This is a genomic window from Streptococcus infantis, assembly GCF_018499575.1.
Taxonomy (GTDB): Bacteria; Bacillota; Bacilli; order Lactobacillales; family Streptococcaceae; genus Streptococcus; species Streptococcus infantis_K.
The window spans coordinates 1200361-1206664 of record NZ_JAHDAP010000001.1 but is presented as its reverse complement, the minus strand read 5'-3'; the positions used below and the strand labels follow the sequence as shown (position 1 = coordinate 1206664).

General features: G+C 39.4%; 9 protein-coding genes and 6 tRNA genes. All 15 read left to right on the top strand.

The features are described 5' to 3' along the window. Nucleotides 1-3: 3 nt before the first annotated feature. The 15 genes from KJR31_RS06030 to comGG all read left to right on the top strand — a co-directional run bounded on the left by KJR31_RS06030 (nt 4) and on the right by comGG (nt 6265). A tRNA-Phe gene (locus KJR31_RS06030) sits at nt 4-76 on the top strand. Between the two features lie 15 nt (nt 77-91). Next, nucleotides 92-172: transfer RNA gene (locus tag KJR31_RS06025), tRNA-Tyr, on the top strand. A 6-nt stretch (nt 173-178) separates the two neighbouring features. Further along, nucleotides 179-249 (top strand) — tRNA-Trp (locus KJR31_RS06020). Between the two features lie 12 nt (nt 250-261). Then, nucleotides 262-334, top strand: a tRNA-His gene (locus KJR31_RS06015). 12 nt (nt 335-346) lie between these two features. Beyond that, nucleotides 347-418 (top strand) — tRNA-Gln (locus tag KJR31_RS06010). Nucleotides 419-427: 9 nt separating this feature from the next. Next, nucleotides 428-511, top strand: a tRNA-Leu gene (locus tag KJR31_RS06005). Between the two features lie 274 nt (nt 512-785). Continuing rightward, complete coding sequence (gene nagA / locus KJR31_RS06000) at nt 786-1937, top strand: N-acetylglucosamine-6-phosphate deacetylase (RefSeq protein ID WP_214262510.1); 1152 nt, start codon at nt 786-788, stop codon at nt 1935-1937. Between the two features lie 167 nt (nt 1938-2104). Then, nucleotides 2105-2482 carry a DUF1033 family protein gene (locus KJR31_RS05995; RefSeq protein WP_214262509.1) on the top strand — a complete coding sequence of 126 codons (378 nt, stop codon included), beginning with the start codon at nt 2105-2107 and terminating at the stop codon, nt 2480-2482. A gap of 52 nt (nt 2483-2534) precedes the next feature. Next, on the top strand, nt 2535-3476 hold the full coding sequence (comGA, locus tag KJR31_RS05990) for a competence type IV pilus ATPase ComGA (RefSeq protein WP_214262508.1): 942 nt from the start codon (nt 2535-2537) through the stop codon (nt 3474-3476). Then, nucleotides 3424-4440 carry a competence type IV pilus assembly protein ComGB gene (gene comGB / locus KJR31_RS05985; protein WP_214262534.1) on the top strand — a complete coding sequence of 339 codons (1017 nt, stop codon included), beginning with the start codon at nt 3424-3426 and terminating at the stop codon, nt 4438-4440. Before comGA ends, comGB begins: the two co-directional genes overlap by 53 nt. After that, the gene (comGC, locus tag KJR31_RS05980; protein WP_214262507.1) at nt 4441-4764 is read left to right on the top strand and encodes a competence type IV pilus major pilin ComGC; all 324 of its coding nucleotides are present in this window, start codon (nt 4441-4443) and stop codon (nt 4762-4764) included. Further along, nucleotides 4727-5161, top strand: a complete 435-nt coding sequence (gene comGD / locus KJR31_RS05975; RefSeq protein WP_284444667.1) for a competence type IV pilus minor pilin ComGD — start codon at nt 4727-4729, stop codon at nt 5159-5161. The genes comGC and comGD overlap by 38 nt, the downstream gene beginning before the upstream one ends. Then, nucleotides 5124-5426 (top strand): competence type IV pilus minor pilin ComGE, encoded by a 303-nt coding sequence (comGE, locus tag KJR31_RS05970; RefSeq protein ID WP_178895505.1) that lies wholly within the window; start codon nt 5124-5126, stop codon nt 5424-5426. The genes comGD and comGE overlap by 38 nt, the downstream gene beginning before the upstream one ends. Next, nucleotides 5389-5850 carry a competence type IV pilus minor pilin ComGF gene (gene comGF, locus KJR31_RS05965; RefSeq protein WP_214262506.1) on the top strand — a complete coding sequence of 154 codons (462 nt, stop codon included), beginning with the start codon at nt 5389-5391 and terminating at the stop codon, nt 5848-5850. The genes comGE and comGF overlap by 38 nt, the downstream gene beginning before the upstream one ends. Then, nucleotides 5828-6265, top strand: coding sequence for a competence type IV pilus minor pilin ComGG (gene comGG, locus KJR31_RS05960; RefSeq protein ID WP_214262505.1), 438 nt, complete (start codon nt 5828-5830; stop codon nt 6263-6265). The genes comGF and comGG overlap by 23 nt, the downstream gene beginning before the upstream one ends. Nucleotides 6266-6304 lie beyond the last annotated feature (39 nt).

The window sequence follows — 6304 nt, the reverse complement described above, 5'->3', positions numbered from 1 at the left end:
ATTGGCTCGGTAGCTCAGTTGGTAGAGCAATGGATTGAAGCTCCATGTGTCGGCGGTTCGATTCCGTCTCGCGCCATTTTTTAAATCTTTCGGAAGGGTAGCGAAGAGGCTAAACGCGGCGGACTGTAAATCCGCTCCTTCGGGTTCGGGGGTTCGAATCCCTCCCCTTCCATCCTATACGGGCATAGTTTAAAGGTAGAACTAAGGTCTCCAAAACCTTCAGTGTGGGTTCAATTCCTACTGCCCGTGTTAAATAGTATGGCGGGTGTGGTGAAGTGGTTAACACACCAGATTGTGGCTCTGGCATGCGTGGGTTCGATCCCCATCACTCGCCTATTTATATTTTTGGGGTATAGCCAAGCGGTAAGGCAAGGGACTTTGACTCCCTCATGCGTTGGTTCGAATCCAGCTACCCCAGTTACTATTTGCCGGCGTGGCGGAATTGGCAGACGCGCTGGACTCAAAATCCAGTGTCCGCAAGGACGTGCCGGTTCGACCCCGGCCGCCGGTATAGTAATAACGACAAGGTTTTCGAGCCTTGTCGTTTTATTTTTTCTTCCAATTTTTTCTTTCGGAGTTACTTAAAATTACTTATATTTTTCAAAATTTTCTTTTAAAGATTAATGTTTAATATTTTAGTTTTTACTATATGTTTACTAAATCTTAATTTATTTCTTGTATTTTTTAACTATAACAGGTCTATACCATTTACAAATTGGTAAGAAAGGTTTATAATGTAATTGACATAATAAATATTAAATTAATCAATTACGGAGGTTATCATTATGCCTAAATATATTAAAGCAGATCAATTTTTCTATCCTCATGGTGTTCGCCGTGGCGGTTTTCTTGAACTAGTCGATGGTAAATTTGGTAAGCATGTAGATCAAGTAGCTGAAGGTGCTGAAATTATTGACTATAGTGGTTATAGTATTGCACCTGGTCTTGTTGACACTCACATCCATGGTTTCGGTGGTGTGGATGTCATGGACAATAATATTGAAGGAACACTTCATACAATGAGTGAAGGACTTCTTAGCACAGGTGTTACAAGCTTTTTACCAACAACTTTGACATCTTCATATGAGCAGTTATTAGCAGTAACTGAAAATATTGGGGCTCGTTACCAAGAAGCTACCGGTGCTAAGATTCGTGGTATTTATTTTGAAGGTCCTTATTTTACTGAAAAGTATAAGGGAGCTCAAAATCCAGCTTACATGAAGGATCCTCGAATGGATGAGTTTCGTGCTTGGCAGAAGGCTGCTAATGGTCTTCTTAATAAGATTGCGCTTGCTCCAGAACGTGAAGGTGTAGAAGACTTTGTACGTACTATTACTGGAGAAGGAGTTACCGTTGCTCTCGGTCATTCGAATGCAACATTTGATGAAGCTAAAAAAGCTGTTGATGCCGGAGCAAGTGTTTGGGTTCATGCTTATAATGGTATGCGTGGCTTAACTCACCGTGAGCTTGGTATGGTTGGTGCTATGTATGAGTTACCACATACCTATGCTGAATTGATTTGTGATGGTCATCACGTTGATCCTAAGGCTTGTGATATCCTACTTAAACAAAAAGGAACTGAAAATATTGCCCTTATCACTGACTGTATGACAGCGGGTGGTTTGCAAGATGGTGACTACATGCTAGGTGAATTCCCGGTCGTGGTTGCAAATGGAACTGCGCGTCTCAAATCTACTGGGAACTTGGCAGGTTCTATTCTCAAACTGAAAGATGGTTTAAAAAATGTTGTTGAATGGGGAATTGCAAATCCTCATGAAGCAGTCATGATGGCCAGTCTTAACCCGGCAAAATCTGTTCATATTGACGATGTCTGTGGACAAATCCGTGAAGGCTACGATGCTGACTTTATCGTTCTTGATAAAGATTTGGAATTGGTAGCAACTTATCTTGATGGTGAAAAACGTTATCAAGCATAAAATCATAAAGTAGTGACTAATCTTAGTTGCTGCTTTTTAGTTTTAGAAAGTTTTAAAGGGTGATTGAATCAATGAGAAATATTCTAAGGTAGTTACTGAAAACGAGCAGATTTCTTTCATTGTTCTCGAAATTTCGCTATAATATACGGTACAAAGGAAATGAAACTATGTATCGTGTTATAGAAATGTATGGAGATTTTGAACCTTGGTGGTTCATAGATGGATGGGAAGAAGACGTCACTAGGAGTAAGAAATTTGAAAATTACTATGACGCCTTGAAGTATTATAAATCTTGTTGGTTTGAGTTGGAAAAGAAAATTCCACTTTACAAAAGTCGTGGGGACTTGATGACCATATTTTGGGATCCAGATGATAAACGTTGGTGTGAGGAATGTGATGAATTCTTGCAACAATATCATTCGCTGGCTTTACTAGAAGATGGTCAAGTTATCCCAGACGAAAAATTCAGACCGGGTTATGAAAAACAAACGGGTATAGAAATCCACCGAACTTGTCGTATCAAAAAAGATGGAACAACTTTTTAATAAAGTTGTTCTTTTTTTATATTTTCTTCGAATAATAAACTGAGGAGGAGATATGGTACAAGCACTTGCACAAGAATTGATTAGTCTCGCAAAAAGGAATGGAGCTCAGGATATTTATTTTGTTCCCAAGAATCAGATCTATGAGCTACATATGCGAATTGGAGATGAAAGACGTCTAATTGACACCTATGATTTTGAAAAGTTGGGTGCTGTCATTAGTCACTTTAAGTTTATTGCGGGGATGAACGTTGGCGAAAAGCGTCGTAGTCAGCTGGGTTCCTGTGATTATCAGCATGATGGCAAGATTTCTTCACTACGTTTGTCAACTGTAGGAGATTATCGTGGCCATGAGAGTTTAGTTATCCGCCTTTTGCACGATGAAAAACAAGAGCTACGTTTCTGGTTTCAAGATATTCATGAATTAGAAAAGGGATTTAGACAAAGAGGTCTTTACCTTTTTGCAGGTCCTGTAGGAAGTGGTAAGACAACCCTGATGCATGAATTAGCTAAGTCATTGTTTAAGGGGCAACAGGTCATGTCCATTGAAGACCCGGTCGAGATAAAGCAAGAAGAGATGCTGCAATTACAACTCAATGAAGCTATTGGATTGAGTTATGAAAATCTGATAAAACTATCCCTTCGTCATCGACCAGATCTGTTGATTATTGGGGAAATTCGAGATAGCGAAACAGCCCGTGCAGTTGTACGAGCTAGTTTGACAGGTGCCACAGTATTTTCAACCATTCATGCCAAAAGTATTCGTGGAGTTTATGAGCGTCTTTTAGAACTTGGTGTCAGCGAAGATGAACTGGCAGTTGTTTTACAAGGTGTTTGCTACCAGAGGCTAATCGGGGGAGGAGGAATTATTGATTTTGCAAACCAAAATTATCAAGAACACCAAGCAAACAAGTGGAATGAGCAAATTGATCAACTTTTTAAAGATGGGCATATCACTGCCCTTCAAGCTGAAACGGAGAAAATTAGCTACCAGTAAACAGAAGAAAATCATCACTCTCTTTAACAATTTGTTCTCGAGTGGTTTTCACTTGGTAGAAATCATTTCCTTTCTAGATAGAAGTCTCTTGTTGGAAAAGGAATATGTATCGCAGATGCGCCTAGGGCTATCGCAAGGGAAGTCTTTCTCGGAAATGATGGGGAATTTAGGTTTTTCGAGTGCGATTGTCACGCAACTTTCGCTGGCTGAAGTTCATGGGAATCTCCATTTGAGTTTGGGGAAAATTGAAGAATATCTGGATAATCTAGCTAAGGTTAAGAAAAAGTTAATTGAAGTTGCGACCTATCCAGTCATTTTGTTAGTTTTCTTACTGCTTATTATGTTGGGTTTGCGGAATTATCTTTTGCCCCAACTGGATAGTAGCAACATAGCTACCTTAGTGATTAGTAACCTGCCACAGATTTTTCTTGGGTTTGCTCTGACGCTAGGTCTCGCATTTTTAACAGGACTGATATTCTACAGGAAATCTAGGAAGATACAGGTCTTTTCTTATCTGGCTAGGATTCCCTTTCTAGGTGTGTTTGTTCAGTATTTTCTAACTGCCTATTATGCTCGGGAATGGGGAAATATGATTGGACAAGGTTTAGAGTTGGCACAGATTTTCCAGATGATGCAGGAGCAAGGGAATCCTCTTTTTAAGGAAATTGGATACGATTTAGATCAATCTTTGCAAAATGGGCATGAATTTTCTAAGGTTGTTCAGACCTATCCCTTCTTTAGAAAGGAGTTGGGATTAATCATTGAATATGGAGAGGTTAAATCCAAGTTGGGAAGCGAATTGGAAATCTATGCGGAAAAAACTTGGGAATCCTTCTTTACTCGAGTTAATCGAACTATGAACTTAGTTCAACCACTGGTCTTTATTTTTGTAGCCCTGCTAATCGTTTTATTGTATGCAGCTATGTTGCTGCCGATGTATCAAAATATGGAGGTGAATTTTTAGATGAAAAAAATGATGATGAAATTAAAAGAAACGAAGGCAAAAGCTTTTACACTGGTAGAAATGTTGGTGGTGTTGCTTATCATTAGCGTCCTACTCTTACTTTTTGTTCCAAATCTTACCAAGCAAAAGGATGCAGTCAATGATAAGGGGAAAGCAGCTGTCGTCAAGGTGGTAGAAAGCCAAGCTGAACTGTATAGTCTGGATAAAAATGAAGATGCTAGTCTAAGCAAATTACAGGCAGATGGACGTATCACTGCAGAGCAAGCAAAAGCCTATAAGGAATACCATGCAAAACAAGGGACAAGTCAAACAGTTACGGATTAGGGCTTTTACCATGTTGGAAAGTTTATTAGTTTTAGGAATAGCTAGTATGCTAGCCTTAGGTTTGTCAAGTTCAGTTAAATCAACTTTTGCAGCTGTGGAAGAACAGATTTTCTTTATGGAGTTTGAGGAACTTTATCGAGAAACCCAGAAGCGAAGTCTGGCTAGTCAGCAAAAGATGAACTTAATGCTAGAAGAGAGAAGTATTGGGAATGGCTATCAGAAATTAGCCATCCCTAAAGGCATTCAATTGCAGTCTAATCAGTCAATTACCTTTGATAAGGCTGGAGGGAATTCGTCTCTAGCTAGCGTGAGATTTCAAACAAGGAAAGAAGTGGTTCGCTACCAACTATATCTAGGAAATGGAAAGATTAAACGTATTCAAGAAGCAAAAAATTAAGGCGGTTATTTTACTAGAGGCAGTGATTTCGCTAGCCATTTTTGCAAGTATTGCAACCCTCTTGCTGGGACAAATTCAAGAAAGTAGAAAAAGAGAAGTAGAACTTCTAAAACAGGAAGAAGTTTTGCGAGTGGCTCGTATGGCGTTGCAGACTGGACAAAAGGAGTTAACTGTCAATGGCCTTACGGTTCATGTTGTCTCGAATGAGCGAGGTTTGGAGGTATACCATGGAACGGAGAAATTACTGGCGATTCAAGACAAGTAGGGTCAGAGCTTTTACACTTTTAGAATCCTTGGTTGCCCTCCTCGTTATTAGTGGTAGCTTGCTTCTTTTTCAATCTATGAGCCGACTCTTGGTTTCAGAAGTTCGCTACCAGCAGAAAAGTGAGCAGAAGGAATGGCTACTATTTGTGGATCAGCTGGAAGCAGAGTTGAATCGAGCCCAATTTGAAAAAGTGGAGAATGATAGACTTTACCTCAAACAGGAAGGGAAGCCCATTTCCATGGGTAAATCAAAGTCAAATGATTTCCGGAAAACAGATGCTAGTGGACGTGGTTATCAACCCATGGTCTACGGTCTAAAATCAGCTCGAATTCAAGAAAAAGGGCAGGAGCTGCACTTTCATTTTCAGTTTGAAAAGGGACTAGAGAGGGAATTTATCTATCGTGTTGAAAAAGAAAAAAGTTAGAGCAGGAGTTCTCCTATACGCTATCACTATTGCTGGAATTTTTAGTCTTTTGTTGCAGTTTTATCTGAATCGACAAGTGGCACATCATCAGGATTATGCCTTAAATAAAGAAAAACTTCTTGCATTTGCTATGGCTAAGAGAACCTATGAAAAAGCCTCTTCTGAAAATGGAGAGCAGTCATTTAATGTAGGGAAGTCAACTTATCGAAATGACGAAAACTTCTTCACAACGACTATTGACACAGGAAAAAATAAGTTTGAATTTCACTTTTCTCCTTTAAAAAAGACCGGTCAAAAGTCTGAGAAAACAGAAAACAAGTCTAAAGAAGGAAATGAGGAGAAAACAGAAGAAGGGAGCAAAAAAGAGACTGCTAGATCTTCCAAATTAGCACCTTCAAAGAACGACACAGAGTAGTTTGGGCGAGGTTTTTACCTGAAATCATGCTATAATAGA